The sequence below is a fragment of the Mycobacterium sp. MFM001 genome, from assembly GCF_003402475.1.
In the GTDB taxonomy this organism is placed as follows: Bacteria; Actinomycetota; Actinomycetes; order Mycobacteriales; family Mycobacteriaceae; genus Mycobacterium.
Genome location: NZ_BFAB01000004.1, coordinates 184035 through 209639, shown reverse-complemented (window position 1 = coordinate 209639; position 25605 = coordinate 184035). Strand labels below are relative to the sequence as shown.

The 25605-nt window shown below is 64.8% G+C and carries 28 protein-coding genes; 18 read left to right on the top strand and 10 right to left on the bottom strand.

Annotated features, from left to right (window positions below):
- Positions 1-57: 57 nt before the first annotated feature.
- Together MFM001_RS09135 and MFM001_RS09130 are read left to right on the top strand one after the other, a co-directional pair.
- On the top strand, positions 58-1119 hold the full coding sequence (locus MFM001_RS09135; protein ID WP_116374935.1) for a 3-deoxy-7-phosphoheptulonate synthase: 1062 nt from the start codon (positions 58-60) through the stop codon (positions 1117-1119).
- Entirely contained in the window at positions 1116-1676 is a 561-nt protein-coding gene (locus MFM001_RS09130; protein ID WP_116374934.1) for a DinB family protein, read from the top strand. The genes MFM001_RS09135 and MFM001_RS09130 overlap by 4 nt, the downstream gene beginning before the upstream one ends.
- On the opposite strand, the gene mca is transcribed toward MFM001_RS09130, so the two are convergent.
- The 4 genes from mca to MFM001_RS09110 form a co-directional block, all read right to left on the bottom strand.
- On the bottom strand, positions 1673-2584 hold the full coding sequence (gene mca, locus MFM001_RS09125) for a mycothiol conjugate amidase Mca (protein ID WP_116374933.1): 912 nt from the start codon (positions 2582-2584) through the stop codon (positions 1673-1675). The genes MFM001_RS09130 and mca overlap by 4 nt on opposite strands.
- A 7-nt stretch (positions 2585-2591) precedes the next feature.
- The gene (locus tag MFM001_RS24805) at positions 2592-3281 is read right to left on the bottom strand and encodes a hypothetical protein (RefSeq protein ID WP_238159045.1); all 690 of its coding nucleotides are present in this window, start codon (positions 3279-3281) and stop codon (positions 2592-2594) included.
- A 117-nt stretch (positions 3282-3398) separates the two neighbouring features.
- On the bottom strand, positions 3399-3815 hold the full coding sequence (locus MFM001_RS09115; protein WP_238159043.1) for a hypothetical protein: 417 nt from the start codon (positions 3813-3815) through the stop codon (positions 3399-3401).
- Between the two features lie 263 nt (positions 3816-4078).
- Positions 4079-6094, bottom strand: a complete 2016-nt coding sequence (locus tag MFM001_RS09110; RefSeq protein ID WP_116374932.1) for a prolyl oligopeptidase family protein — start codon at positions 6092-6094, stop codon at positions 4079-4081.
- 56 nt (positions 6095-6150) lie between these two features.
- Here MFM001_RS09110 and MFM001_RS09105 point away from each other — a divergent pair, with 56 nt between their 5' ends.
- The 6 genes from MFM001_RS09105 to MFM001_RS09080 all read left to right on the top strand — a co-directional run bounded on the left by MFM001_RS09105 (position 6151) and on the right by MFM001_RS09080 (position 10631).
- On the top strand, positions 6151-7674 hold the full coding sequence (locus MFM001_RS09105; RefSeq protein ID WP_116374931.1) for an aldehyde dehydrogenase family protein: 1524 nt from the start codon (positions 6151-6153) through the stop codon (positions 7672-7674).
- On the top strand, positions 7674-8153 hold the full coding sequence (locus MFM001_RS09100; RefSeq protein ID WP_116374930.1) for a DUF779 domain-containing protein: 480 nt from the start codon (positions 7674-7676) through the stop codon (positions 8151-8153). Before MFM001_RS09105 ends, MFM001_RS09100 begins: the two co-directional genes overlap by 1 nt.
- Positions 8154-8183: 30 nt before the next feature.
- Positions 8184-8462, top strand: coding sequence for a putative holin (locus MFM001_RS09095; RefSeq protein ID WP_116374929.1), 279 nt, complete (start codon positions 8184-8186; stop codon positions 8460-8462).
- A gap of 103 nt (positions 8463-8565) precedes the next feature.
- A complete protein-coding gene (locus MFM001_RS09090; protein WP_371685484.1) occupies positions 8566-8931 on the top strand; it encodes a hypothetical protein in 366 nt (121 codons plus the stop codon).
- Positions 8932-8955: 24 nt separating this feature from the next.
- Positions 8956-10350, top strand: coding sequence for a dihydrolipoyl dehydrogenase (lpdA, locus tag MFM001_RS09085; protein WP_116374927.1), 1395 nt, complete (start codon positions 8956-8958; stop codon positions 10348-10350).
- 5 nt (positions 10351-10355) lie between these two features.
- Positions 10356-10631: a hypothetical protein gene (locus MFM001_RS09080; protein ID WP_238159042.1), complete on the top strand. Its 276-nt coding sequence runs from the start codon at positions 10356-10358 to the stop codon at positions 10629-10631.
- Here the strand turns inward: MFM001_RS09080 and MFM001_RS09075 are convergent.
- Together MFM001_RS09075 and ramB are read right to left on the bottom strand one after the other, a co-directional pair.
- Positions 10619-11167, bottom strand: a complete 549-nt coding sequence (locus MFM001_RS09075; protein WP_116374926.1) for a carboxymuconolactone decarboxylase family protein — start codon at positions 11165-11167, stop codon at positions 10619-10621. The two genes, MFM001_RS09080 and MFM001_RS09075, sit on opposite strands and share 13 nt — an antisense overlap.
- Complete coding sequence (ramB, locus tag MFM001_RS09070) at positions 11164-12576, bottom strand: acetate metabolism transcriptional regulator RamB (RefSeq protein ID WP_116374925.1); 1413 nt, start codon at positions 12574-12576, stop codon at positions 11164-11166. Before ramB ends, MFM001_RS09075 begins: the two co-directional genes overlap by 4 nt.
- 128 nt (positions 12577-12704) lie before the next feature.
- Between ramB and MFM001_RS09065 the strand changes: the two genes are divergently transcribed.
- The 5 genes from MFM001_RS09065 (at position 12705) to MFM001_RS09045 (ending at position 17930) form a co-directional block, all read left to right on the top strand.
- Positions 12705-13499, top strand: coding sequence for an acyl-[acyl-carrier-protein] thioesterase (locus MFM001_RS09065; protein ID WP_116374924.1), 795 nt, complete (start codon positions 12705-12707; stop codon positions 13497-13499).
- A gap of 264 nt (positions 13500-13763) precedes the next feature.
- A complete protein-coding gene (aceA, locus tag MFM001_RS09060) occupies positions 13764-15050 on the top strand; it encodes an isocitrate lyase (protein WP_116374923.1) in 1287 nt (428 codons plus the stop codon).
- 87 nt (positions 15051-15137) lie between these two features.
- A complete protein-coding gene (locus MFM001_RS09055) occupies positions 15138-15989 on the top strand; it encodes a 3-hydroxybutyryl-CoA dehydrogenase (protein ID WP_116374922.1) in 852 nt (283 codons plus the stop codon).
- Positions 15990-16082: 93 nt separating this feature from the next.
- Positions 16083-16943 carry a cyclopropane mycolic acid synthase family methyltransferase gene (locus MFM001_RS09050; RefSeq protein ID WP_116374921.1) on the top strand — a complete coding sequence of 287 codons (861 nt, stop codon included), beginning with the start codon at positions 16083-16085 and terminating at the stop codon, positions 16941-16943.
- A gap of 126 nt (positions 16944-17069) precedes the next feature.
- Positions 17070-17930 (top strand): cyclopropane mycolic acid synthase family methyltransferase, encoded by an 861-nt coding sequence (locus tag MFM001_RS09045; RefSeq protein WP_116374920.1) that lies wholly within the window; start codon positions 17070-17072, stop codon positions 17928-17930.
- 15 nt (positions 17931-17945) lie between these two features.
- Here the strand turns inward: MFM001_RS09045 and MFM001_RS09040 are convergent, their stop codons facing one another.
- Positions 17946-18842 (bottom strand): cyclopropane mycolic acid synthase family methyltransferase, encoded by an 897-nt coding sequence (locus MFM001_RS09040; RefSeq protein WP_116374919.1) that lies wholly within the window; start codon positions 18840-18842, stop codon positions 17946-17948.
- 217 nt (positions 18843-19059) lie between these two features.
- Here MFM001_RS09040 and MFM001_RS09035 point away from each other — a divergent pair, with 217 nt between their 5' ends.
- Positions 19060-19935: a cyclopropane mycolic acid synthase family methyltransferase gene (locus MFM001_RS09035; RefSeq protein ID WP_116374918.1), complete on the top strand. Its 876-nt coding sequence runs from the start codon at positions 19060-19062 to the stop codon at positions 19933-19935.
- Positions 19936-19938: 3 nt separating this feature from the next.
- On the opposite strand, the gene MFM001_RS09030 is transcribed toward MFM001_RS09035, so the two are convergent.
- The 3 genes from MFM001_RS09030 to MFM001_RS09020 all read right to left on the bottom strand — a co-directional run bounded on the left by MFM001_RS09030 (position 19939) and on the right by MFM001_RS09020 (position 22647).
- On the bottom strand, positions 19939-20802 hold the full coding sequence (locus MFM001_RS09030) for a cyclopropane mycolic acid synthase family methyltransferase (protein WP_116374917.1): 864 nt from the start codon (positions 20800-20802) through the stop codon (positions 19939-19941).
- A 123-nt stretch (positions 20803-20925) separates the two neighbouring features.
- The gene (locus tag MFM001_RS09025; protein ID WP_116375085.1) at positions 20926-21936 is read right to left on the bottom strand and encodes a prenyltransferase; all 1011 of its coding nucleotides are present in this window, start codon (positions 21934-21936) and stop codon (positions 20926-20928) included.
- A gap of 9 nt (positions 21937-21945) precedes the next feature.
- On the bottom strand, positions 21946-22647 hold the full coding sequence (locus tag MFM001_RS09020; protein ID WP_116374916.1) for a TetR/AcrR family transcriptional regulator: 702 nt from the start codon (positions 22645-22647) through the stop codon (positions 21946-21948).
- A gap of 108 nt (positions 22648-22755) precedes the next feature.
- Between MFM001_RS09020 and MFM001_RS09015 the strand changes: the two genes are divergently transcribed.
- The 4 genes from MFM001_RS09015 to MFM001_RS09000 all read left to right on the top strand — a co-directional run bounded on the left by MFM001_RS09015 (position 22756) and on the right by MFM001_RS09000 (position 25601).
- Entirely contained in the window at positions 22756-24102 is a 1347-nt protein-coding gene (locus MFM001_RS09015) for a DUF445 domain-containing protein (RefSeq protein WP_371685478.1), read from the top strand.
- An 85-nt stretch (positions 24103-24187) separates the two neighbouring features.
- Entirely contained in the window at positions 24188-24574 is a 387-nt protein-coding gene (locus MFM001_RS09010; RefSeq protein ID WP_116374915.1) for a helix-turn-helix domain-containing protein, read from the top strand.
- A gap of 64 nt (positions 24575-24638) precedes the next feature.
- Positions 24639-25244 carry a heparin-binding hemagglutinin gene (locus MFM001_RS09005; RefSeq protein WP_116374914.1) on the top strand — a complete coding sequence of 202 codons (606 nt, stop codon included), beginning with the start codon at positions 24639-24641 and terminating at the stop codon, positions 25242-25244.
- 108 nt (positions 25245-25352) lie between these two features.
- On the top strand, positions 25353-25601 hold the full coding sequence (locus MFM001_RS09000) for a DUF2516 family protein (protein WP_116375083.1): 249 nt from the start codon (positions 25353-25355) through the stop codon (positions 25599-25601).
- The last annotated feature ends 4 nt before the right edge of the window (positions 25602-25605 follow it).

The following is a 25605-nucleotide window of genomic DNA, read 5'->3' as shown; positions in this document are numbered from 1 at the left end:
CAGGGCATCGGGAACCAGTGGGCGTGCCCTGAACCATCACAGGAAGGCACAACCCCCATGACGACGGGTAGTACGACAAGCGTCCACACCAACGACCGCCGGATCGTCACGTTCCGAGAAATCCCGGCGCCCAGCACAATCCGCACCGAACAACCGCTGACATCGGTCCAGGCCGAGGCCGTCCAACGCGACCGCGACGAGATCGCCGCCATCCTGACCGGTCGCGACGACCGACTGCTGGTCGTGGTCGGGCCCTGCTCAGTCCACGACCCGGCCGCTGCGCTCGACTACGCGCATCGCCTCGCCGCGCTGGCCACCAAGTACACCGACAGGCTGAAGATCGTGATGCGGGTGTACTTCGAGAAGCCGCGGACCACTGTCGGCTGGAAGGGCCTCATCAACGATCCCGGCCTGGACGGCAGCTTCGACGTGGAACGCGGTCTACGCACCGCCCGCAGGTTGCTGCTCGACGTGATCGACCTCGGGCTGCCGGTGGGATGCGAGTTCCTGGAGCCCACCAGCCCGCAGTACATCGCCGACGCGGTCGCCTGGGGCGCGATCGGCGCCCGCACGACGGAGTCGCAAGTGCACCGCCAGTTGGCATCAGGCCTATCGATGCCGGTCGGATTCAAGAACGGCACCGACGGCCGTATCCAGGTCGCGATCGACGGTGTCAAAGCCGCAGCGGCACCACACAGCTTTTTCGGTGTCGACAACGTCGGCCGCGCAGCCGTTGTCGAGACAACGGGCAATCCCGACTGCCACGTGATCCTGCGCGGCGGTTCGGCCGGGCCCAATCACGATGCCACCTCTGTGGCCATCGCGGTTGCGCGGCTTCGCAAACTGGGGCTGCCCGAATACGTCATGATCGACTGTTCGCATGCCAACGCCGGCAAGGACCATGTCCGCCAGGCGAAAGTCGCGGCGGAGCTGACCGCACGCATCGCCGCGGGCGAACGCGGCATCGCTGGCCTCATGATGGAAAGCTTCCTCGTCGCCGGCGCCCAGCCATTGAGCGCCGAGTTGGTATACGGCCAATCGGTGACCGATCCGTGCATGGACTTGCCCACCACCGCAGACATACTCGCGGGTCTATACGCGGCGAAAGGCCGAACATGACTTCCTCTAGCGACAGCCAACTACCGCCGCTCGCGGCAGAAGATCACGTTTGCGCCGATTGTGCCTTGGCCTATCCGGAGATCACCGTGGAGCAGGCCGTCGAGGTGATCGGCGGTCTGACGGACAAGGTCCGTGAATCGCTATCCGGCGTCCCGCGCGAGGCGCTCCGACGACGTCGCAGCCCGCAAGTCTGGTCCATCACCGAGTATGTCTGCCATCTGCGCGACGTGTACCTCACCTTCACCATCCGGCTGCACCGCACCCGCACCAAGGACCAGCCGATGCTGGAGCCGATGTTCAACGACCTACGGGCCCGGCGGTTCCGCTACAACGATCGCGACGTGGCAGCAGTGCTCGACGAGCTTGCGGCGACGACAGCGGGGTTCTGCGAAGAAATCGCCCGCACCGGCCCAGCGGATTGGGATCGGACCGCCAGTCGGTTGCCCGGCGAAGTCCGCACTGCCCGTTGGCTTGTCCGCCAGGCGATGCACGAAGGTGTTCACCATCTCGCCGATATTCGGAGGATCCGTGCGGCGGTAGCCGGCGGTCGCCCTTAGTCGGTAGCAATACCTGCGAACAGGTCGGATTCCGGGCTGGACGTCGCGACCCGGGACCTGGCCAGCCGGAACTTCTCCGTCGGCCAGAGCCGTTGCCTCCACTCCAACGGAATGACGAAGAAGATTCCGTTGGGATCGACTTGGGTTGCGTGCGCGCGCAATGCCTCGTCTCGCACAGCGAAGTAGTCACTGCAGCTGATCTCGGTGAGCGTGCTGGACCGCCGCAATGGCAGGCGCCTCAAGGCTTCTACCAATCGGAGTGCTCGACTATCAGGGTCTGGGCGGACCCGAGGCATGCGTGGACGGTTAGGAAAAAGCCGGGCGACCGTTCGAGAAAGCTTCTCCAGTTGTCCGGCGAGCTTGACCATCGGCAGAGTTATCCGGATCGGCTGATGGATGTAATAGATCTTGAGAACCGACCACGGGGCTCCTGCCTCCGGATAGGCGTTGAGGTCAGCGCTGGCGTTGAAGGCGGCCATCGAAACCTGGTGACAGCGAATGTGATCGGGATGGGGGTAGCCGCCGTTCTCGTCGTAGGTGATCATGACGTGCGGCTTGAAGTCGCGAATTACCTCCACCAGCCGCCCCGTCGATTCCTCCAGAGGAATCTCAGCGAAACAGTCAGCGGGAAGCGACCCGGTATGGAACAGCCCAGAGTCGACGTAGCCGAGCCAGCGATGCTGAACGCCCAGAATCTCTGCTGCCCTGGCCATTTCAGTACGACGCAGCTCGGCCATGCTGTCCTTGACCGCTGGCTGGTCCATCGCCGGGTTGAGGATGTCGCCGCGTTCGCCACCGGTCAGCGTCACCACCAGCACATCGTGACCCTCCGCCGCGTACTTGGCCAACGTGGCTGCGCCTCTGGTCGATTCGTCATCTGGATGCGCATGTACCGCCATCAGTCGCATAGTGCCCTCACGTCCGTCGTTCAACGTCGACCGTGCGTTCGCTGTCGGGCGGCCACCAGCGTCCCGCAAGATATCCAACCAAGTAGGCGACAGGGAATGCGGCGAACACAAACAGCGAGGCGATGCTTGCCACCACGAACGGGATGTATTGCCGGCGTGCGATCGCGAATCCTTCGCGGGCATCGCCGAATCCGGACAGCGTCGACATGGCGACCCCACCGATGACGACCGCCCAGACTTTCGGCGTCCAGCCCAGGTGGTGGGTGAAGGCTGCGACCATGCAAGCCAGGACAGCGATGACCCACCACATTTTTGGCGCCGTGAAAGTGCCGTTGTAACTGTCTGCCGGTGGGGGTGGCGCCGGTTCGGGTTCGGTGCCGTCAATCGGTAGGTCTGGTTGCTGGTTGGGGATGCTCAGCGCGTAAATCCGGTCGCCGATCTTCAGGTACGGGGTAGACACATATGCCACCATGACAACGAGCGCAGTAAACGATGCCGCCGCCAAGACCCCGTTTGGCCAGATCTTGCCTACCCCGAGCGCAAAGAAGACAATGCCGGCGGCGGCGCACGACCAAAAGAATCGTCGGCCGCGCCGGCGGTCGGCGATGTATCGGTAACGGGCCTGCGCCGAGGCGACCCCCAGGAATAAAACCGCGAGCATCAGGAAGACGCGTAAGACGCCCTCGCTCAATGCCACGCTTCTGCACCTAAAGTCACGGTTTCGGGCAAGTTCGTAGTACCAGACGCCACGGCCAGCAGTATCCAGTGCGCTGGCCGTGTTGTGGGCATTGCGGCCTCAATTTGAGTACCGACCTTAGCCGGCATCGGGCGGCAACATTTGAAACCCGGTCAGTATGGTTTCTGTATCGCGCGTGTATGTGGGGTTGTCCGGATCTGTCGACTGCACGGTGACGGTCGCTACGTAGGTGCGGTCGCGAAAGGCGCCGATCACCATGAGCGTCTTGGCTTTGCGCGACGGAATCCGGCCCATGGCCGGTGCGTTGAAGCTGGCGATGAAGGCCGCCTGGCCACAGCGGGATGTTTCGGTGCTGCGCACATCGGTGGCCCCCAAGCGATCTACCAAGGCCGCACGTTCCTGTTCGAATATCTCTTGTCGATCTTTTGTCTTGTCGGGCGTCGATTCGAGGGTTACGACGGCGGAGGGGGTGAACTTGTCGGCAGTCAGTTCCTGGTTTCCCATCGCGAAGCGAATGATCTCTGAATCGAGCATCGAGTTACGCTGCCAGCCTGGCGGCTGGGGAATCCGCAACCGCGGCTCACCGGCCCCATGTGCCTGGATCGGTGTCAACGGCGTAGAGACCTGCTCGCACGCAGCGCTGTTCGCGCCTGCCCCGCCAGCGCCCTGGACGGCCGTGCCGGTCAGCACCCTGGTGCAGCCGGGCACTGCGAAAAGGACCCCCGCGACCGCGAGCGTCGCACATAGCGTGTACGGCGATCGCATGCCACAACACCACACCTTTGTTGTTTGCTCTGTCAAGCGCCCAGCATTCGCCACAGGAACGAGAAGCTCAGCGCCGACTTGAACGCAACCTGTGCATTGTCGGCCGCCCCGGCATGCCCGCCCTCGATGTTCTCGTAGTACCAGACCCGGTGCCCGGCCGCCTCGAGCGCGGCGGTCATCTTGCGGGCATGCCCGGGATGCACGCGGTCGTCGCGGGTCGACGTGGTGATCAACACCGGCGGGTATCGCCGGTCAGCCGAAATATGGTGGTATGGCGAGTATTCGGAGATGAACTCCCAGTCCTCGGGGTTGTCGGGATCGCCGTACTCGGCCACCCATGACGCACCCGCCAGCAGCAAATGGTAGCGGCGCATGTCCAGCAGCGGCACCTGGCACACCAGCGCACCGAACAGGTCCGGGTATTGAGTCAGCATGATGCCCATCAGCAGCCCGCCGTTGCTGCCTCCACTCGCGCCGAGCTGCTCTACGGTGGTGATGCCGCGCTTCACCAAATCGGTTGCCACAGCGGCGAAGTCCTCCGCCACCAGATGCCGGCCCGCCCGCATCGCCTGAGTGTGCCAGGTCGGTCCGTATTCGCCGCCGCCGCGGATGTTGGCCATCACGTAGGTGCCGCCACGGGCCAGCCACAGCCGGCCCAACACCCCGTCGTATCCGGGAGTGTTGGCCACCTCGAAGCCGCCGTACCCGCCCAGCAGCGTGGGGCCAACAGCATCGCGCGGCCGCACCACGAAATACGGAATCGACGTGCCGTCCGCCGACGCCACAAAATGTTGTGTCACGGACAGACCCTCGGTATCGAAAAACGCTGGGGCGGATTTGATCTGCTGCAGCGCTCCGCCCGCGGCCCCATGCAAGAGTCGCGACGGCGTGTCAAACCCACTGGAATCCAGGAAGATCTCGTCGCCGAGGTCGTCGGCGGCCGCGATGACCGTGTTGGTATTCGCCGGCACTTCGGTCACCGCGTCACGCTCCCAGCTGCCGGGCGTGACGATTTCGACGCGGCTGGCCACGTCGGCCAGCGTGACGACAACCAGCCGGTCCCGGGTCCACGCGTAGTGGTTCAGCGCGGTGTGCTCGTCGGGCTCGAACACCACAGTCAACTCTGCTGTGCCGGCGAGGAATTCGTCATAGTCGGCGGCCAGCAGCGAGCCTGCCGCATACGAGGTGCTGCCGGTGAACCAGTCGGTGCGCAGCTCGATCAGCAGCCACTGCCGGTGCACGGAGACCGTCGCGTCGGTGGGCGCGTCGATGCGGATCAGCTCGTCGCCGCGCAGCTCGTAGTTCTGTGAGTTCCAGAAGTCGACGGCGCGCGCTATAAAGGTGCGCTCGAAGCCGGGCGTGCGGTCCACGCTCCCCGACACGTTGACGTCGGTGCGGGATCCTTCGAAGATCGTTTCCGCGTCGGTCAGTGGTGTGCCCCGCTGCCACCTCTTGACTATTCGCGGGTAGCCGGATTCGGTGAGCGAGCCTTCACCGAAGTCGGTGCCCACCAGCACCGTATCGCGATCGGCCCAGCTGACCTGAGACTTCGCCTCCGGCAACTCGAACCCGTCGCCAACGAATTCCCGTGTCGCCATACCGAATTCACGCACGACCGTCGCGTCCGAGCCGCCACGCGACAGGCTGACCAGTGCGCGGGTGTAGTCGGGCCGAATCACGACAGCGCCGCCCCACACCCAGTTCTCGTCGTCGACGCGACCCAACTCGTCGACGTCGATCAGCACATCCCACTCCGGCGAGTCACTGCGGTAGCTGTCCAGCGTGGTTCGCCGCCACAGCCCGCGCGGGTTGGCCGCGTCGCGCCAGAAGTTGTACAGGTACTCGCCGCGGCGGCGCACATACGGGATGCGGGCGTCGGTGTCGAGCACCTCCAGAGCCTCGGCACGCATCCGCTCGAAGTCCGGACCGCCGAATTCCGCCACCGTCGGCTCGTTGCGGGCGCGCACCCAGTCCAGCGCGTCGCCACCGGTGATGTCTTCGAGCCACAGATACGGGTCGTCGAGCTCAGGAGCAGCCATGGAAGTCATTGTCGCCGCAGCGGTAGTGTGAGCTGTGTCACGGGAAACAAAGAGGAGCTGAAACGATGACCGTCTTTGCACGTCCGGGGTCCGACGGGGCGCTGATGAGCTACGAATCCCGGTACCAGAACTTCATCGGCGGCGAGTGGGTGGCGCCGTCCCAGGGCCGCTACTTCGAGAATCCGACGCCGGTCACCGGTCAGACGTTCTGCGAGGTGCCGCGCTCCGACGAGACCGACATCGACAAGGCACTCGATGCCGCGCACGCGGCGGCGCCGAAGTGGGGCAAGACCGCCCCGGCGGAGCGGGCCGCGATTCTCTACAAGATCGCCGACCGCATCGACGCCAACCGGGACAAGCTGGCGCTGGCCGAAGCCTGGGACAACGGCAAACCGATCCGCGAGGCGCTCAGTGCCGATATCCCGTTGGCGGCCGACCATTTCCGCTATTTCGCCGCCGCCATTCGGGCCCAGGAGGGCACGCTCTCCCAGATCGACGAGGACACCGTCGCCTACCACTTCCACGAGCCGCTGGGCGTGGTGGGACAGATCATTCCGTGGAACTTCCCGATCCTGATGGGCGCCTGGAAGCTGGCGCCGGCACTGGCGGCCGGCAACACCGTCGTGCTCAAACCGGCCGAGCAGACCCCGGCGTCCATTCTCTACCTGATGAGCCTGATCGGGGACCTGCTGCCGGCCGGGGTGGTCAACGTGGTCAACGGATTCGGCGCCGAAGCCGGCAAGCCGCTGGCGTCGAGCCACCGGATCGCCAAGGTCGCTTTCACCGGCGAGACCACCACCGGGCGGCTGATCATGCAGTACGCCAGCCAGAACCTGATCCCAGTCACGCTGGAGCTCGGCGGCAAGAGCCCCAACATCTTCTTCTCCGACGTGATGGCTGCGAACGACAATTTCCAGGACAAGGCACTGGAAGGCTTCACGATGTTCGCCCTGAACCAGGGCGAGGTGTGCACGTGCCCGTCGCGCAGCCTGATCCAGGCCGACATCTACGACGAGTTCCTGGAACTCGCCGCCATCCGCACCAAGGCGGTCCGGCAGGGCGACCCCTTGGACACCGAGACCATGCTGGGCTCGCAGGCCTCCAACGACCAACTCGAAAAGATCTTGTCCTACATCGAGATTGGCAAGGACGAGGGTGCCAAGGTCGTCACCGGCGGTGAGCGCGCCGAACTCGGCGGCGACCTGTCCGGCGGCTACTACATGCAGCCGACCATCTTCGCCGGCAACAACAAGATGCGGATCTTCCAGGAGGAGATCTTCGGGCCGGTGGTGGCGGTGACGTCATTCAAGGACTACGACGACGCCATCGACATCGCCAACGACACCCTCTACGGCCTGGGTGCCGGCGTGTGGTCACGCGACGGCAACACCGCCTACCGGGCGGGCCGCGACATCCAGGCCGGCCGGGTGTGGGTCAACTGCTACCACGTCTACCCCGCGCACGCGGCCTTCGGCGGCTACAAGCAGTCCGGCTTCGGGCGGGAGAACCACAAGGTGGTGCTCGACCACTACCAGAACACCAAGAACCTGATGGTGTCCTACTCCGACAAGGCGCTCGGCTTCTTCTGATGGACCGCGTGGTGATCACCGCCGCCGCGGCGAACCTGCTGGGTGAGCTGGTCGAGCGGCACGGCCCGGTGATGTTTCACCAGTCCGGCGGCTGCTGCGACGGGTCCTCGCCGATGTGCTACCCGGACGGCGACTTCATCGTCGGCGACCGCGACGTGCTGCTCGGAGTGCTCGACGTGGGGGATGGCGTGCCGGTGTGGATCTCCGGGCCGCAGTTCGACGCGTGGAAGCACACCCAGCTCGTGATCGACGTCGTGCCCGGCCGCGGCGGCGGCTTCAGCCTGGAAGCCCCGGAGGGCATGCGTTTCCTGTCCCGCGGGCGGGCCTTCAGCGACGACGAGAACGCGGCGCTGGCCGAGCCGATTACCGGCGCCGGCTACGCCCGCGGTGAGCGGCCATCCGCCCGGAGCCCAGTGGTGGCCGAAGCCGCCGACGCGTGCCCGATACCGCGAGGGCGCGCCGATCGCGTACCGCGCTAGCTGGCAGCTACCGCAGTATCGTCGTAAGTCGTGATCCCGCTTCCGCGCCCCTGGATGCTGACCAGCGCAATGCTGGTCGGAACTGCGGTAGGGGCGCTAGCGGGCACAGCGGCCACCTTGCTGGTCAGCGCGCGAATCCGGCCCGACGTCGTCATCGCGCTGGTGGTCGGATTGCCCAGCGTCGCAGGGCTGCTGCTGATCCTGATGTCCCGGCAACGGTGGGTGACCGCACTGGGAGCATTCACGCTTGCGGTGGCGCCGGGGTGGTTCGGTGTGCTCGCGCTGATGGAGGTGATGACCCCTGTCTGACGACGAATCCCTCCCCAGGACCGAGCCCTACACGCCGGCCTTCGACACCGGCGCGCGCCCCGCGCTGGAGACCCTCGATGCGCCACAGCTCGAGCCCATTCCGGTGCCGGCGCCGTCGATCACCGTGCCCAGCCGCTATCACTACCTGAAGTGGTGGCACTACGTGCTGATGCTCGTCGCGGTGTGGATCCCCGCCGCCGCGATCGGAGCGGGACTCTTCTACTGGTGGACGCGGGACCCCTCGCCGCACAAGACCCCGGTCGTCTTCGTGACGCTGGTCTACGTCGTGGTGTGCACCGTGGCCGGCCTGATGCTGGCGATGGTGTCCGACCGGCCGCTGCTGTCGGCGCTGGGGATCGCGATGATGTCGGCGGTGTTCGCCTCCGTGGCCGCCGCGGCGCCGTTCTACGGCGCCTTCTACTGCGACCACACGACAGGGCCTTGCCTGGTCGGCATCGTTCCCTACTAACGCGCGCCCGTTAGGGTAGTGCCCGTGACTCACTATGACGTCGTCGTCCTCGGAGCCGGCCCCGGCGGTTACGTCGCCGCGATCCGCGCTGCCCAGCTGGGGCTGAACACCGCAATCGTCGAACCCAAATACTGGGGCGGCGTGTGCCTCAACGTCGGCTGCATCCCGTCCAAGGCGCTGCTGCGCAACGCCGAGCTGGTGCACATCTTCACCAAGGAAGCCAAGACCTTCGGGATCAACGGCGATGCCTCCTTCGACTACGGCATCGCCTACGACCGCAGCCGCAAGGTGGCCGAGGGCCGCGTCGCCGGTGTGCATTTCTTGATGAAGAAGAACAAGATCACCGAAATCCACGGCTACGGACGGTTTACCGACCCCAATACGCTGTCTGTCGAGCTCAACGACGGCGGCACCGACACGGTCACCTTCGACAACGCGATCATCGCGACCGGTAGCAGCACCCGACTGGTGCCGGGCACGTCGCTCTCCCAAAACGTCGTCACCTACGAGGAACAGATCCTGTCCCGGGAACTGCCCGGCTCGATCATCATCGCCGGCGCCGGCGCCATCGGCATGGAGTTCGGCTACGTGCTGGCCAACTACGGCGTCGACGTGACCATCGTCGAATTCCTGCCGCGCGCCTTGCCCAACGAAGACGCCGAGGTGTCCAAGGAGATCGAAAAGCAGTTCAAGAAGCTGGGCGTCAAGATCCTCACCGGCACCAAAGTGGAGGGCATGAACGACGACGGCGCGCAGGTCACCGTCACCGTCAGCAAGGACGGCCAGTCGCAGGACCTCAAAGCCGATAAAGTGTTGCAGGCCATCGGTTTTGCACCCAACGTCGAAGGCTACGGCCTCGAGGCGGCCGGGGTAGAGCTGACCGACCGCAAGGCGATCGGCATCAACGACAACATGCGCACGTCCGTGCCGCACATCTACGCAATCGGGGACGTCACCGGGCTGCTGCAGCTGGCGCACGTTGCCGAGGCCCAGGGCGTGGTGGCCGCCGAAACCATCGGCGGCGCAGAGACTTTGACGCTCGGCGACTACCGGATGCTGCCGCGCGCGACGTTCTGCCAGCCGCAGGTCGCCAGCTTCGGCCTCACCGAAGAACAGGCCCGCGACGAGGGGTACGACGTCAAGGTCGCCAAGTTCCCGTTCACCGCCAACGGCAAGGCGCACGGCCTCGGGGATCCGAGCGGGTTCGTCAAGCTGGTGGCCGACGCCCGCTACGGCGAGCTGCTCGGCGGACATCTGATCGGCCACGACGTCTCCGAGTTGCTGCCCGAGCTGACCCTGGCGCAGAAATGGGATCTGACCGCAAACGAGTTGGCGCGCAACGTCCATACCCATCCGACGATGTCGGAGGCGCTGCAGGAATGCTTCCACGGCCTGACCGGACACATGATCAACTTCTGAACGCCGTGGCTGCCGAGACCGTCTGGAGTGCCGCTCGCGGAATGCTTGTCGGCTACGTCGGATGGCTGGTGGCGACGTCGATCGGTGCCGCGTTGGGCACCGTGAGTAGCTGGAGTCTGGTCGTCCTCGCGCTGTCGGTGCTGCTGGCGATCTGGAGTGTGGTGCGGGGACAGCGGCTGCGTCGGCAACGCAATTATTCGTTGGCGGCGTTCGTCTTTGGGCTGCCCATTCTTCCGGTTGCGCTGACGCTGGGTGTGCTGGCGGCGACTTACTCCGGGTGATCCAACGGGATGTCGAGGGCCGACATGGTGGCCGCCAGTCCGTCGTATTGGCTTGCCAGCAAACAGAATTCGATGAGCTGACGGCGATCTAGGTGAGCAGCCAACTGCTGCCAGGTGCCGTCGGTGACCGTGCGTTGCGTGACGAACTCGTCGGTGGCCGCCAGCAGCGCCCGCTGCCGGGCGCTGAAGACGTCCGCGGCGTCCGGGTAGGCGAAAATCGCGGCCTGCATGTCCGCGTCGAGCCCCCGCTTGCGCGCGATCCGGCGATGGTGCTGCAGCTCGTATTCGCACGATCGCAAATGCGCGACCCGCAGGATCACCAACTCGGTGTCGATGGCCGGCAGCCGTCCGCGGAGCAGCCGGGCGCCGTAGAAAGCCCAGGCCCAGAACAGCAGTTGGCGCTGCCCCAAGGTGGTGAACAAATGGAACTCGGGCGCCCGGACGGTGCGGGCGCCCAGCTTGGCCAGCACCCAGTTGACCGGCCCCAGCTCGCGGAAACCTCCCGACGGGATGCGCCCGACGGCCGTGCCCGTCATTGCTTCACCAGATACGGCGACACCGTGCTGCGGTGTTCGTCGAGGTCGAGTGCGCGGCCCAGCGCCGGGAAGGCCCGCTGCGGGCAGTTGTCGCGTTCGCAGACCCGGCAGCCCGCGCCGATCGGTGTGGCGTTGTCGCCGGACAAATCGAGTCCTTCCGAGTAGACGAGCCGGTGGGCGTGCCGGAGTTCGCAGCCCAGCCCGATCGCGAAGGTCTTACCGGGCTGACCATACCGCGATGCCCGTCGCTCCACGGTGCGGGCCACCCACATGTAGTTGCGCCCGTCGGGCATCTGGGCGATCTGCACCAGGATCTTGCCCGGGTTGGCAAAGGTCTCGTAGACGTTCCACAGCGGGCATGTGCCACCGCTGGAGGAGAAGTGAAAACCCGTGGCGGACTGGCGTTTTGACATGTTGCCGGCCCGGTCGACGCGGATGAACGAGAACGGCACGCCACGCATCGACGGCCGCTGCATGGTGGACAGCCGGTGCCCGATCGTCTCGTAGCTGACCGAGTAGAACGACGAGAGCCGCTCGATGTCGTAGCGGAAGTTCTCGGCCATGTCGAGAAACTGCCGGTACGGCAAGACCGCCGCTGCGGCAAAGTAATTCGCCAGCCCGAGCCGCGCCAGCGTGCGCGACTCCTCGGAAGTGAACTTGCCCTCGGTGACCATGCGGTCGATCAGGTCGCCGAACTCCAGATATGCCAGTTCGGCCGCCATCTTGAACACCTGCTGCCCCGACGAGAGATGGTTGCTGATCTCCAGCGTCTTGGTATCCGGGTCGTAGCGGTGCAGCACCGTGTCGCCGAGGTCGATGCGCTTGTTGATGTGCACGCCGTGCACCTCGGTGAGGCGACGGGCGATCTCGCCGGCCAGATCGCCGCGGTGCATCCGCATCCGGGCGGTCAGATCCTCGGCGGCGGTGTCCAGTTCGTGCAGGTAGTTCTGCCGTTGGTAGAAGTAGTCGCGCACCTCTTCGTGCGGCATCGTGAGCAAACCGGTGCCGCTGCCGTCGGAGTAGCGCTCCTCGGTGGCGGCGGCCAACTGGGCGGTGGTGAGCCGGTAGCGGCGATGCAGGTTGACCATCGCGCGGGCCAGCTTCGGGTGGACGTTGACCATTTCGGCGACCTCGGGCAGGTCGACGTCGACGTCGAGGTCGCGGTCCATGGTCACCTCACGCAGTTCGGCGACCAGCCGGGTGTCGTCCTGCGAGGCGAAGAACGTCGCGTCCACCCCGAACACCTCGGTGATCCGCAGCAGCACGGCCACCGTCAGCGGGCGGACGTCGTGCTCGATCTGGTTGAGGTAGCTGGGCGAGATCTCCAGCATCTGCGCGAGTGCGGCCTGACTGAATCCGCGCTCGCTGCGCAGCTGCCGAACGCGGGAGCCGACGAACGTCTTGGACACGCGACCAGGCTACCGGTGTTGCGAAGATGCGGTTAGCAGAGTTTGCACGGCGGCGGAGATTGGCGGCGCATCGTGGTCGTTTGGCATGATTCGCTGCAGGGCAGGGGAAAGCAACCGGGAGTGAAGCCGTGAGCCTGGACAAACAGATGATGCCGGTGCCGGACGGCCACCCCGACGTGTTCGACCGGGAATGGCCGCTGCGGGTCGCCGACATCGACCGCGAGGGCCGGCTGCGCTTCGATGCCGCCACCCGCCACATTCAGGACATCGGCCAGGATCACTTGCGCGAGTTGGGTTTCGAGGAAACCCATCCGCTGTGGATCGTCCGGCGCACCATGATCGACCTGATTCGCCCGATCGAGTTTCAGGACATGCTGCGGTTGCGCCGCTGGTGCTCGGGGACGTCGAACCGGTGGTGCGAGATGCGGGTCCGCATCGACGGGCGCAAGGGCGGGCTGATGGAGTCCGAGGCGTTCTGGATCAACATCAATCGGGAAACCCAGGGGCCGGCGCGCATCGCCGACGACTTCCTCGAGGGCCTGCAGCGCACGACCGACGTCGACCGGCTGCGGTGGAAGGCGTATCTGAGCGCCGGCAGCCGCGATGACGCCCTGGAAATCCACGAGTACCCGGTCCGCGTCACCGACATCGACCTGTTCGACCACATGAACAACTCGGTGTACTGGAGTGTCATCGAGGACTACCTGGCATCTCACCCGGAGCTGTTCAAGGTACCGCTGCGAGTGACCATCGAGCACGACGCGCCCGTCGCTCTCGGCGACAAGCTGGAGATCATCTCGCACGTCTTCCCGCCCGGCTCCACCGACCAATTCGGTCCCGGCCTGGTGGACCGCACTGTTACAACGCTCACATACGCCGTCGGCGATGAGACCAAAGCGGTCGCGTCCATCTTCTCGCTTTAGCTATTCGTCACCGCCCGCCAGCACCGGCAAACATTGCCGTTGACCTGCGCAATTTGGTTACTGACCGGTAATCATCTGAACCGGTTCAGACATATGGCGGCTTCGCAAACTTTGCAAAATCACCTGAAGTCGTAGCTGAAGTTGGCAAATGAAACGGGTGGACCTGCGGAGCTAAGTTGTGCCATCTTCGACTTAGCAGACCAGTGAAGTTGCTGCGGGCTTAACAACGGCCGCGGCGATGAAGAACCTATAAGGAGCACCTCCATGTCAACCGTTGGCACGCCGAAAAGCGCCGAGCAAATCCAGCACGACTGGGACACCAACCCGCGGTGGAAGGACGTCACCCGTACCTACAGCGCCGAGGACGTGGTGGCGTTGCAGGGCACCGTGGTCGAGGAGAACACGCTGGCCAGGCGCGGCGCCGAGGTGCTGTGGGAGCAGTTGCACGACCTGGAGTACATCAACGCGCTCGGCGCGCTGACCGGCAACATGGCCGTGCAGCAGGTCCGCGCCGGCCTGAAGGCCATCTACCTGTCCGGCTGGCAGGTCGCCGGTGACGCGAACCTGTCCGGTCACACCTACCCTGACCAGAGCCTCTACCCGGCCAACTCGGTGCCGCAGGTGGTGCGCCGGATCAACAACGCGCTGATGCGCGCCGACCAGATCGCCAAGATCGAGGGCGACACCTCCGTCAAGAACTGGCTGGCGCCGATCGTCGCCGACGGCGAGGCCGGCTTCGGCGGCGCGCTGAACGTGTTCGAGCTGCAGAAGGCGATGATCGCGGCCGGTGTCGCGGGCTCGCACTGGGAGGACCAGCTGGCGTCGGAGAAGAAGTGCGGCCACCTGGGTGGCAAGGTGCTGATCCCGACCCAGCAGCACATCCGGACGCTGACCTCGGCCCGGCTGGCCGCCGACGTGTGCGACGTGCCGACCGTGGTCATCGCGCGCACCGACGCCGAGGCGGCCACGCTGATCACCTCCGACGTCGACGAGCGCGACAAGCCGTTCATCACCGGCGAGCGGACCCGGGAGGGCTTCTACCGCACCCGCAACGGCATCGACCCGTGCATCGCCCGGGCCAAGGCCTACGCGCCGTTCGCCGACCTGATCTGGATGGAGACCGGCACCCCCGACCTCGAACTGGCCAAGCAGTTCTCCGAGGCGGTCAAGGCCGAGTTCCCCGACCAGATGCTGGCGTACAACTGCTCGCCGTCGTTCAACTGGAAGAAGCACCTGGACGATTCGACCATCGCGAAGTTCCAAAAAGAGCTTGGCGCAATGGGATTCAAGTTCCAGTTCATCACGCTGGCCGGTTTCCACGCGCTCAACTACTCGATGTTCGACCTGGCGTACGGCTACGCCCGCAACCAGATGAGCGCCTACGTCGAGCTGCAGGAGCGCGAATTCGCCGCCGAGGAGCGGGGTTACACCGCGACCAAGCACCAGCGCGAGGTCGGTGCTGGCTACTTCGACCGGATCGCCACCACCGTCGACCCGACGTCGTCGACGACCGCGCTGACCGGTTCGACCGAAGAAGGCCAGTTCCACTGAGGGTCCTCGGCCCCGAACGTGCACAGTTGTACGGTATTTCCGGCGTATAGACGTACAACTGCGCACGCTCGGCGGGAAGGGTAAAGAGTGATCGAACGAGTAGGCGTCATCGGCGCCGGGCAGATGGGCGCCGGGATCGCCGAGGTGTCAGCCCGCGCCGGTGTCGGCGTGACGGTGTTCGAGACCACCGAGGCGCTGGTCACCGCGGGACGCAACCGGATCGTGAAGTCGCTGGAGCGCGGTGTCAGCGCTGGCAAGATCACCGAGCGCGAGCGCGACGGTGCCGTCGAAAAGCTGACCTTCACCACCGATCTGGGCGACCTCGCCGACCGGCAACTGGTCATCGAAGCCGTCATCGAGGACGAGGCGGTCAAGGCGAAGATCTTCGCCGAGCTCGACGAGATCATCACCGATCCCGACGCGGTGCTGGCGTCGAACACGTCCAGCATCCCGATCATGAAGCTGGCCGCGGCCACCAAGAACCCGCGGCGGGTGCTCGGGCTGCACTTCTTCAACCCGGTGCCGGTGCTGCCGCTGGTCGAGTTGGTCTGCACGCTGGTCACCGACGAGGCCGCGGCCGCGCGCACCGAGGAATTCGCCAGCACGGTGCTGGGCAAGCAGGTGGTGCGCTGTTCGGACCGGTCCGGCTTCGTGGTGAACGCCTTGCTGGTGCCCTACCTGTTGTCGGCGATCCGGATGGTCGAGGCCGGGTTCGCCAGCGTCGAGGACGTCGACAAGGCCGTCGTCGCCGGGCTGTCGCATCCGATGGGGCCGTTGCGGCTCTGCGATCTGGTCGGTCTGGACACCTGCAAGCTGATCGCCGACAAGATGTTCGAGGAATTCAAGGAGCCGCAGTACGCCCCGCCGCCGCTATTGCTGCGCATGGTCGAAGCCGGCTTACTGGGCAAGAAATCCGGTCAAGGATTTTATTCATACTGAGGTCTGTTTCACGAGTTGCGGTGGGGAGCAGACCTTTCGGGCTGCGGTAAAGTATGCGCAGCACGGCAGTGAAGACGCATAGGTACTGGTGGAATGACGAATCTGCGACCGTACTACGAAGAAGCGCAAGCGATCTACGACCTGTCCGACGAGTTCTTTTCGCTGTTTCTCGATCCCACGATGACCTACACCTGCGCCTATTTCGAGCGCGACGACATGACCCTCGAAGAGGCGCAGATCGCCAAATGGGATCTGGCACTGGACAAGCTGAATCTCGAGCCGGGAATGACGCTGCTCGATGTCGGCTGCGGCTGGGGCGCCGCGTTGGTGCGGGCCGTCGAGAAGTACGACGTGAACGTCATCGGCATCACGCTCAGCCGCAACCAGTACGAGTACAGCAAGGCCAAGCTCGCCAAGATCCCGACTGAGCGCACTGCGGAGGCCCGGCTGCAAGGCTGGGAGGAGTTCGAGGAGAAGGTCGACCGGATCGTCACCGTGGAGGCGTTCGACGCGTTCAAGAAGGAGCGCTATCCGGCATTCTTCGAACGCGCCTACGACATCATGCCCGGCGACGGCCGGATGTTGCTGCACAGCTTGTTCACCCACCCCTGGACGTATTGGTCCGAGCACGGCATCCCGGTGACCATGACCGATTTGCGGTTCATGCGCTTCATCGGCCAGGAGATTTTTCCGGGCGGGCAGATGCCGGCCAAAGAAGACATCCTGGAGTTTTCCGCCGGTGCCGGATTCTCGGTGGAGCAGATCCAGTCGTTGAACCCCCATTACGCGCGGACGCTGGACACCTGGGCGGCCAACTTGGAGGCCAACCGCGAGCGGGCCATCGCGGTCCAGTCCGAAGAGGTCTACGACCGCTACATGAAGTACTTGGTGGGCTGCGCGGACTTCTTCCGGCGGGGAATCACCGAGGTGGCCCAGTTCACGCTGACCAAATAGCGTCCTGCGTCACACCAATTTGAATCGGGCGGCGGCGCCGTGGCATGCCGGTGCGCGGGCCGTCGCGCCACCAGAGTATGGTGCTTGCGACCGAGGAAATCTGAGGGTTGGGATACACGTTCACAAATGTCTCAGTTGACGCCGTTCTATGAAGAGTCGCAATCGATCTACGACATTTCAGACGAATTCTTCGCGTTGTTCCTAGACCCGACGATGGGCTACACCTGCGCATACTTCGAGCGCGACGACATGACCCTCGAAGAGGCGCAGAACGCCAAGTTCGATCTGGCGCTGGGCAAACTCAACCTCGAGCCGGGGATGACGCTGCTGGACATCGGTTGCGGCTGGGGTGGCGGACTGCAACGGGCCATCGAGAACTACGACGTCAACGTCATCGGTATCACGCTGAGCCGCAACCAGTGCGAATACAGCAAGGCCAGGCTCGCGAAGATCCCGACGAAGCGCAATGTCGAAGTGCGGCTGCAGGGTTGGGAAGAATTCAACGAGCCAGTGGACCGGATCGTCAGCATCGGCGCCTTCGAAGCATTCAAGAAGGAACGCTATCCCGCTTTCTTCGAACGCGCCTTCGAAATCCTCCCCGACGACGGCCGGATGCTGCTGCACACGATCATGACCTACACGTACAAATACATGCAGGAAAACGGCATGAAGCTCACCATGAGCGATGTCCGACTGTTCAAGTTCATCGGCGAGGAAATATTCCCGGGCGGCCAGTTGCCATCGAAAGAGGATGTCGTCGAATACTCCGAGGCCGCGGGATTCACGGTCGAGCGGATGCAATTCTTGCAGCCCCACTACGCCCGGACGCTTGATATGTGGGCGGCAAATCTGGAGGCCAATCGCGAACAGGCCATCGCGTTGCAGTCCGAAGAGGTCTACGACCGCTATATGCGGTACCTGACCGGATGCGCGGGCCTATTCCGCAAAGGCATCAGCAATGTCGGCCAATTCACCCTGACGAAGTAAGGCCCGCGCCGCCGGCTAAGCGGCCTGCTTTTCCATCGTGAACTGGCAGACGTTGGTGTAGCCGTCCCGGAACAGCTCGCGGCATCCGGTCAGGTACTTGATGAACGTCTCGTACATCTGCTCGCCCTTGAGCTCGATCGCCTGGTCCTTATGCGCTTCGAGGGCCTTGGCCCAGGTGTCCAGGGTGCGCACGTAGTTCTTACCGATGAAGTGGCGGCGGGTGATGTCGAAGCCGGCCTCGGTGGCGTACTTGTCGACGATGTCGACCTGCGGCAAGCGGCCCCCGGGGTAGATCTCTTTGCGGATGAAGCTGATGAACCGCATCAGCGACATCGTCCGCTTCAGCCCGAGCCTTTCGCCCTCTTCGGCAGTGGGCACCACGATCGTGTGCAGCAGCATGACGCCGTCGTCGGGCATCACGTTGTAGGTCATCTTGAAAAAGTCGGCGTAGCGCTCGTAAGTGCCGATGCCGTCGGCGAAGTGCTCGAATGCGCCCAGCGACACGATGCGGTCCACGGGCTCGTTGAATTCTTCCCAGCCCTGCAGCCGCACTTCTTTGCGCCGCGGGCTGTCCATTTCGTCGAACTTTTGCTGGCAGTGCACCAGCTGGTTCTCGCTCAACGTCAGACCGATGACGTTCACGTCGTACTTCTCGATCGCGTGCCGCATGGTCGAGCCCCAGCCGCAACCGATGTCGAGCAGGGTCATGCCGGGCTTCAATCCAAGCTTGCCCAGGGCCAGCTCGCGTTTGGCGTACTGCGCCTCTTCCAGCGTCGTGGCGCCGTCTTCCCAATATGCGCAGCTGTATGTCATCGACGGGTCGAGCCAGAGTTTGAAGAATTCGTTCGACCGGTCATAGTGCGACTGGATGTGCGCGACATCCGGCTTGAGTTCACTGTTGCCGTGTGTCATAGCCGCAGACCTTATACGCAGCCGTGGAGCGCTGCAATTGGCCCCGGCGGGATCGTGGTTGTGCCTGTAACAGCATGTGGCGGCACGGTATTGGCGCCACCGACGGGGTTCTGACAGCGCGGTGACACCGCGCACCGCAATTGGGTGTTTCTGGCCATTTTTCCTGGGTACCCGATCGAGGCGGGATGCCAAACGAGACACGCTCGGAGGTCGAAAAATGGCTGAGGGCACGACCAAGATGCGGCCGTACTTCGAGGACGTTCAAGCGCATTACGACTTGTCCGACGATTTCTTCGGGCTATTCCAGGATCCCTCCCGGACATATAGCTGCGCATTCTTCGAACGCGAGGACATGACGCTGGGGCAGGCGCAGCTCGCCAAGGTCGACCTGAACCTGTCCAAGCTGGATCTGCGGCCCGGCATGACGCTGCTCGACGTCGGTTGCGGCTGGGGTTCGGCAATGCGGCGCGCGATCGAGCGCTACGACGTCAATGTCGTCGGCCTGACACTGAGCAAGAATCAGCACGCCTATTGTCAGCGTCTGCTCGACGGCCTCGACACTCACCGTTCGCATGAGGTGCTGCTGCATGGCTGGGAAGAGTTCGACGAGCCGGTCGACCGCATTGTCAGCATCGAGGCATTCGAGGCGTTCGGCAAAGCACGGTATGCCGCGTTTTTCGAGATGGCCCACCGGGTGCTGCCGAGTGACGGGCGAATGGTGCTGCAGACGATATTCACGCACCCAACGGGCTACTGGAAGAAGAACGGTATCGCGATCACGATGAGTGATCTGCGGTTCATGCGTTTCATCGGCCAGGAGATATTCCCCGGCGGCCAGCTGCCGTCGGAAGAAGACGTCGTCGAGTATTCGAGCGCTGCCGGCTTTTCGGTGGACGAGATCCAACGGCTCAACCCGCATTACGTCAGGACCCTCGACACCTGGGCGGCCAACTTGGTGGCCCATCACCAGGAGGCCGTCGCCGCTACCTCCGAAGTGGTCTACCAGCGCTATCTGAGATATCTGACCGGATGCGCCGACTTCTTCCGCCGAGGCATCAGCGAGGTGGCGCAGTTCACCCTCACCAAAGGCTGACCGCTACTTCTCCAACGTGAACTGGTCGACGTCGGTATAGCCGTCACGGAACAGCTGCGCGCAACCGGTCAGGTACCTCATGTAGCGGTCGTAGACCTCCTGCGACTGCATCGCGACGGCCCGCTCCTTGTTGGCCCGCAACGCTGCCGCCCACATCGCCAGCGTCCTCGCGTAGTGCGGCTGCAGTGACTGGATCCGCGTCACTGCGAACCCGACTTTGGTGGCGTGCTCTTCGACCGTCGGGACCGTCGGCAGCCACCCGCCCGGAAAAATCTCGTCCATGATGAATTTGCTGAAGTGCACGATGTCGCGCGTCAAACCCATGCCGCGGCTGCGCAACTCCTTGAAGGTCGGCCGGACGATGGTGTGCAGCAGCATGAGGCCGTCCACCGGCAACGCATGTTCGGCCATCGTGAAAAAGCGCGCATAGCGTTGGTGGCCGAAATGCTCGAACGCCCCGATCGAGACGATGCGGTCGACGGGCTCGTCGAACTCCTCCCAGCCCTCCAGCAGCACCCGCGTCGAACGCCGGCTGTCCATGTCGTCGAACATCTTCTGCACGTGGGTGGCCTGGTTGGCGGACAACGTCAGGCCGACGACGTTGACGTCGTAGCGTTCGACGGCGCGTTTCATCGTTGCGCCCCAGCCGCAGCCGATGTCGAGCAACGTCATTCCGGGCTGCAGCCGCAACTTGCCCAGCGCGAGGTCGATCTTGGCCAGCTGCGCCTGCTCCAGCGTCATGTCGTCGCGTTCGAAGTAGGCGCAGCTGTAAGTCTGGGTGGGATCGAGGAAGAGCCGAAAGAAGTCGTCGGACAGGTCATAGTGGGCCTGCACGTCGCTGAAGCGCGGCGTGAGTTGGAGGGGCATTACTGCGTGCGCCTTTCTCGATTACCGAGAGGCATCCACGAGTTCCGCTTCAAGCAGCATGATCTACCCCCATGCGTTCGTTGGATGCTAGCCGCTGAGGATGTCGCGCGGAAGTATGCGGCGTCAGACGGCGCGCAACAGCGCGCCGATCGCCAGGCCGACCACCAGCAGCGCGCCGGCCTGCCGCACATGCAGCCACGCCAGCGCGGCATACCACAGCGGCCACACCGGGAAATCCTTCGGCGGCTCGTCGGGCGGCGGACGCCGAAAATACGGCCACACCTTGACAAGTCGCGGCAGCGCCAGCACGACGAGCAGTGCCGGCCACGGCATCGCGCCCGCCGCCACCGCCACGGCCACCAACACGTAGAAGCCGACCATCATGCCGAGCGTGCCCGCGCGGGCGCGGGTTTCGCCGAGCATCACCGGCAGCGTGCGGATGCCGAGCGGCTCGTCGTAGGGGATCTTGTCGATGTGCTTGCCCATCAGCACGGTGGTGCACAGCAGCCCATAGGGCAACGATGCCAACACGATGTCCCAGCCGACGGCGCCGACCGCCGAGTAGTAGGTGCCGCACACCATCAGCGGACCCCACACCACCAGCACATCGGGCTCGCCCAGGCCGCGCTTCTTCAGTCGTACCGGCGGTGCGGTGTAGGCGACGCTCAACACGAAACCCGACAACGCGAACGCCACTACCGGCCAGCCGCGCGCCCACGTCAGCACGATCAGGATCGCCAGATCGGCGAGGTTCACCGCAGCGATCGCGACGAGCAGGGTGCGACGGCTGACCAGACCCGAGAGCACCGGGTGCGGGGCGTAGAGGGCGCGCGGATAGTTGGCGCTGTCGGTTCCGGTCTGCGTGTCGTAGAGGTCGTTCATCAGGTTATTGGCGATGTGCGCCAACGTGATTCCGGCGATCGCCAGGATCAGCCAACGCCAATCCAATCCGGGCTTGCCGACCGCCAGCAGCGCGGCGACCAGGCCGGCGAACAGCGTCATCGGCAGCACGGCGGCGCGGGTGACGACCAGCCAGCGGGTGACGACGTCGACCGGCCCGTCGGGCGGCGGGTTGGTGGTGCGCACGGCGTATGCCCACGAACTGAGCCGGGAACGGACCGTCAGGCTGGGCATGGCAACCACCTAGTGCGGTAGCGGTGGAACGATCGGCGGCGGATGCGGTTGGCCGCGGAACTTCTCCAACGATCCGCCGACCTCGACGATCCCGCACAATGCGCTCCAGCTCAACATCGTCAGGTAGTCGATCAGTTCGTTGGCAGTCATTCGCGGGTCCAGCAGCCACGAATGGGTGGCCAACTGCACGCCGCCGACGATCATGTAGGCCCACGGCTCGGCGCCGCCGGTGTCCATCCCGGCTTGCTGCATGCGGCGGCGCAGCATCACTGCGATCATCCGGGCGATGATCCGCTCCGAGTCCGCGACGACCTTGCTCTTGCTCGCCGAGCTGTTGGCCATCACGAAGCGGTACGGCTCGGGTTCGGCCGCCACCGTTTCGACATACACCCGGATGATCTCGCGGGCCAGGTCGAAACCGTCCAGGTTCGACGAGAGCGCGGCCGCCATGTTGGGAATCAGCGTTTGCTGGGTGAACCGCATCATCACCGCGGTCGTCAGATCGTTCTTGTCGACGAAGTAGCGGTACAGAACTGTTTTGGAGACCCCGATCTCGCTGGCGATTTCGTCCATGCTGACGTAGCGGCCTCGCCGCCGGATTGCTTCGATCGTCCCGTCGATCAGCTCATTGCGGCGTTCCACCTTGTGCTGGTGCCAACGCCGCTTGCGGCCATCGGTCTTTACGGTGCCGGCCGGGAGCTGCTGTGCCACTATCGCGGATTCCCATTCATCAGATGTAGTCGATATTACGGCCTCTTGTGGCCTCGCAGCTGGGCCGGTAACAGGTAACTACCTATTTCCACAGTGGATGATGGTGGGGTGGTGCATCGAGCCAATCCGGCGGCACGGGCGCGGCTGCCGATCAGAGCGCAGCCCGCGCCCCTGTCTCTGGCGCAATCGTTCGTCGCGGCCGATCCGCAGGCCGACGCCGAACGGCGCCGGGGCCTGCGCCGGATGAAGGTGGTGGCGCTGAGCTTCCTGGTCGGCGCCACCGGGGTCTTTCTCGGCTGCCGCTGGGCACAATCCGGGGGCGGGGCGGCCACCTGGGTCGGTTACGTGGGCGCCGCCGCCGAGGCGGGCATGGTCGGCGCTCTGGCGGACTGGTTCGCCGTCACCGCGCTGTTCAAGCATCCGCTGGGCATTCCGATCCCGCACACCGCGATCATCAAGCGCAAGAAAGACCAGCTCGGCGAGGGCTTGGGCACGTTCGTGCGGGAGAACTTCCTCTCGCCACCGGTGGTGGAGACCAAGCTGCGGGATGCGCAGATCGCGGGCCGGCTGGGCAAGTGGCTCTCGGAAACCGCCCACGCGCAGCGGGTGGCCGCCGAGACCGCGACCGTGCTGCGGGTGCTGGTGGAACTGCTGCGCGACGAGGACGTCCAGCACGTCATCGACCGGATGATCGTGCGCCGCATCGCCGAGCCGAAGTGGGGCCCGCCGGTGGGCCGGGTGCTGGCCACGCTGCTGGCCGAGAACCGGCAGGAGGCGCTGATCCAGTTGCTGGCCGACCGGGCGTTCCAGTGGTCGCTGAACGCCGGCGAGGTCATTCAGCGGGTGGTCGAGCGTGACTCACCGAGTTGGTCGCCGCGGTTCATCGACCATCTGGTCGGCGACCGCATCCACCGCGAGCTGATGGACTTCACAGACAAGGTCCGTCGCAACCCCGACCACGAGCTGCGCCGCTCGGCGACCCGGTTCCTGTTCGAGTTCGCCGACGATCTGCAGCACGACGAGGCGACGATCGCCCGGGCCGAGGCGGTCAAGGAACAGCTGATGGCCCGCGACGAGGTCACCAACGCCGCAGCGACGGCCTGGCAAACGCTGAAGCGGCTGGTGCTCGAAGGCGTCGACGACCCGTCAAGCGCCCTGCGCACCCGCATCGCCGACACGGTTGTGCGGATCGGTGAGTCGCTGCGCGACGACGCCGACCTGCGCGACAAAGTCGACGACTGGATCGTGCGCGCGGCCCAGCATCTGGTCTCGCAGTACGGGGTTGAGATCACCGCGATCATCACCGACACCATCGAGCGCTGGGACGCCGCCGAGGCCAGCCGTCGCATCGAGCTGCATGTCGGCCGCGACCTGCAGTTCATCCGGATCAACGGCACCGTGGTGGGTTCGCTGGCCGGCCTGGTGATCTACACGATTGCGCAGCTGATGTTCTGAGCTGTGCTAACAGTGCTTGCAATAGTTAGCACTCGGTCGTACTGTGGTGCGCGTCAGCACCGACGATCAGACGCGAGGAGCGCCAATGCCGCAGGACGAGAACCTTGCTGCAGTGGTGTCCACCGCTGCGTCAGACATCGGCAGTTTCATCAGGGCGCAGCGCGAGGCGGCCCAGGTGTCGGTGCGGCAGTTGGCGGAAAAGGCCGGTGTCAGCAATCCGTATCTGTCTCAGATCGAGCGTGGATTGCGGAAACCGTCCGCTGACGTACTCAACCAGATCGCCAAGGCGCTGCGGGTCTCCGCTGAAGTTCTCTACGTGCGGGCCGGGATCCTCGAACCCAGCCCCACTAGCGAAGTCCGCGACGCCATCGTGACCGACACGGCGATCACCGAGCGGCAGAAGCAGGTTCTGCTCGACATCTACACGTCCTTCGTTCAACAGAACGAAGCGGCGCGTGACGAACCTGCCTAAGCGTTGGGTATGCCAACTGTTCGACCGCCGCTAGAGAAACCATCCACGAAAGGAAACACACACCATGGCCGACAACCCGACCGTTGACGACCTGAAGGCCCCGCTGCTTGCCGCACTGGGCGCCGCCGACCTGGCGCTGGCCACGGTCAACGACCTGCTGGTCGAGCTGCGCGAGCGCGCCGAAGAGACCCGCACCGACACCCGCAGCCGGGTCGAGGAGAGCCGTGCGCGGCTGACCAAGCTCCAGGAGGAGCTGCCCGAGCAGCTGCGTGAGCTGCGCGAGCGCTTCACCGCCGACGAGCTGCGGACCGCCGCCGAGGGCTACCTGGAGGCCGCGACCAACCGCTACAACGAGCTCGTCGAGCGTGGCGAGGTGGCCCTGGAGCGGCTGCGCAGCCGCCAGAGCTTCGACGACGTGTCTGCGCGCGCCGAGGGCTACGTCGACCAGGCGGTCGAGTTGACCCAGGAGGCCCTGGGCACCGTCGCTTCGCAGACCCGCGCGGTCGGCGAGCGTGCCGCCAAGCTGGTCGGCATCGAGCTGCCCGCGAAGAAGGCTCCGGCGAAGAAGGCTCCGGCCAAGAAGACGGCGGCCAAGAAGACCCCGGCGAAGGCTGCGGCCAAGAAGTCGCCCGCCAAGAAGTCGCCGGCCAAGAAGGTCACCCAGAAGTAATTCGCTCTGCCACCTCGACTCCGAGTTGCCCCGCCGGGCAACTCGGAGTCGACGTTTTCCGGGCTTGCCGCATACCCTTACGGGGTGAGCCTTGTGAACGCCGTTTTGATGGTGCTGCAGATCGCCGTCGTGCTGACGTCGCTCTACGCGTTCGTGCACGCGGCAATGCAGCGGCCGGACGCCTACACGGCCGCGGAGAAGCTGACCAAGCCGGTCTGGCTGACCATCCTCGGTGTCGCCACGCTGTTGGCCTGGCTGCTCGGGGTGCTCGGGATGGCGATCGGCGCCGGCGCGGCGGGTCTCTACCTGGTTGACGTCCGTCCCAAACTCCTTGAGATTCAAGGCAAATCGCGCTAGTCGC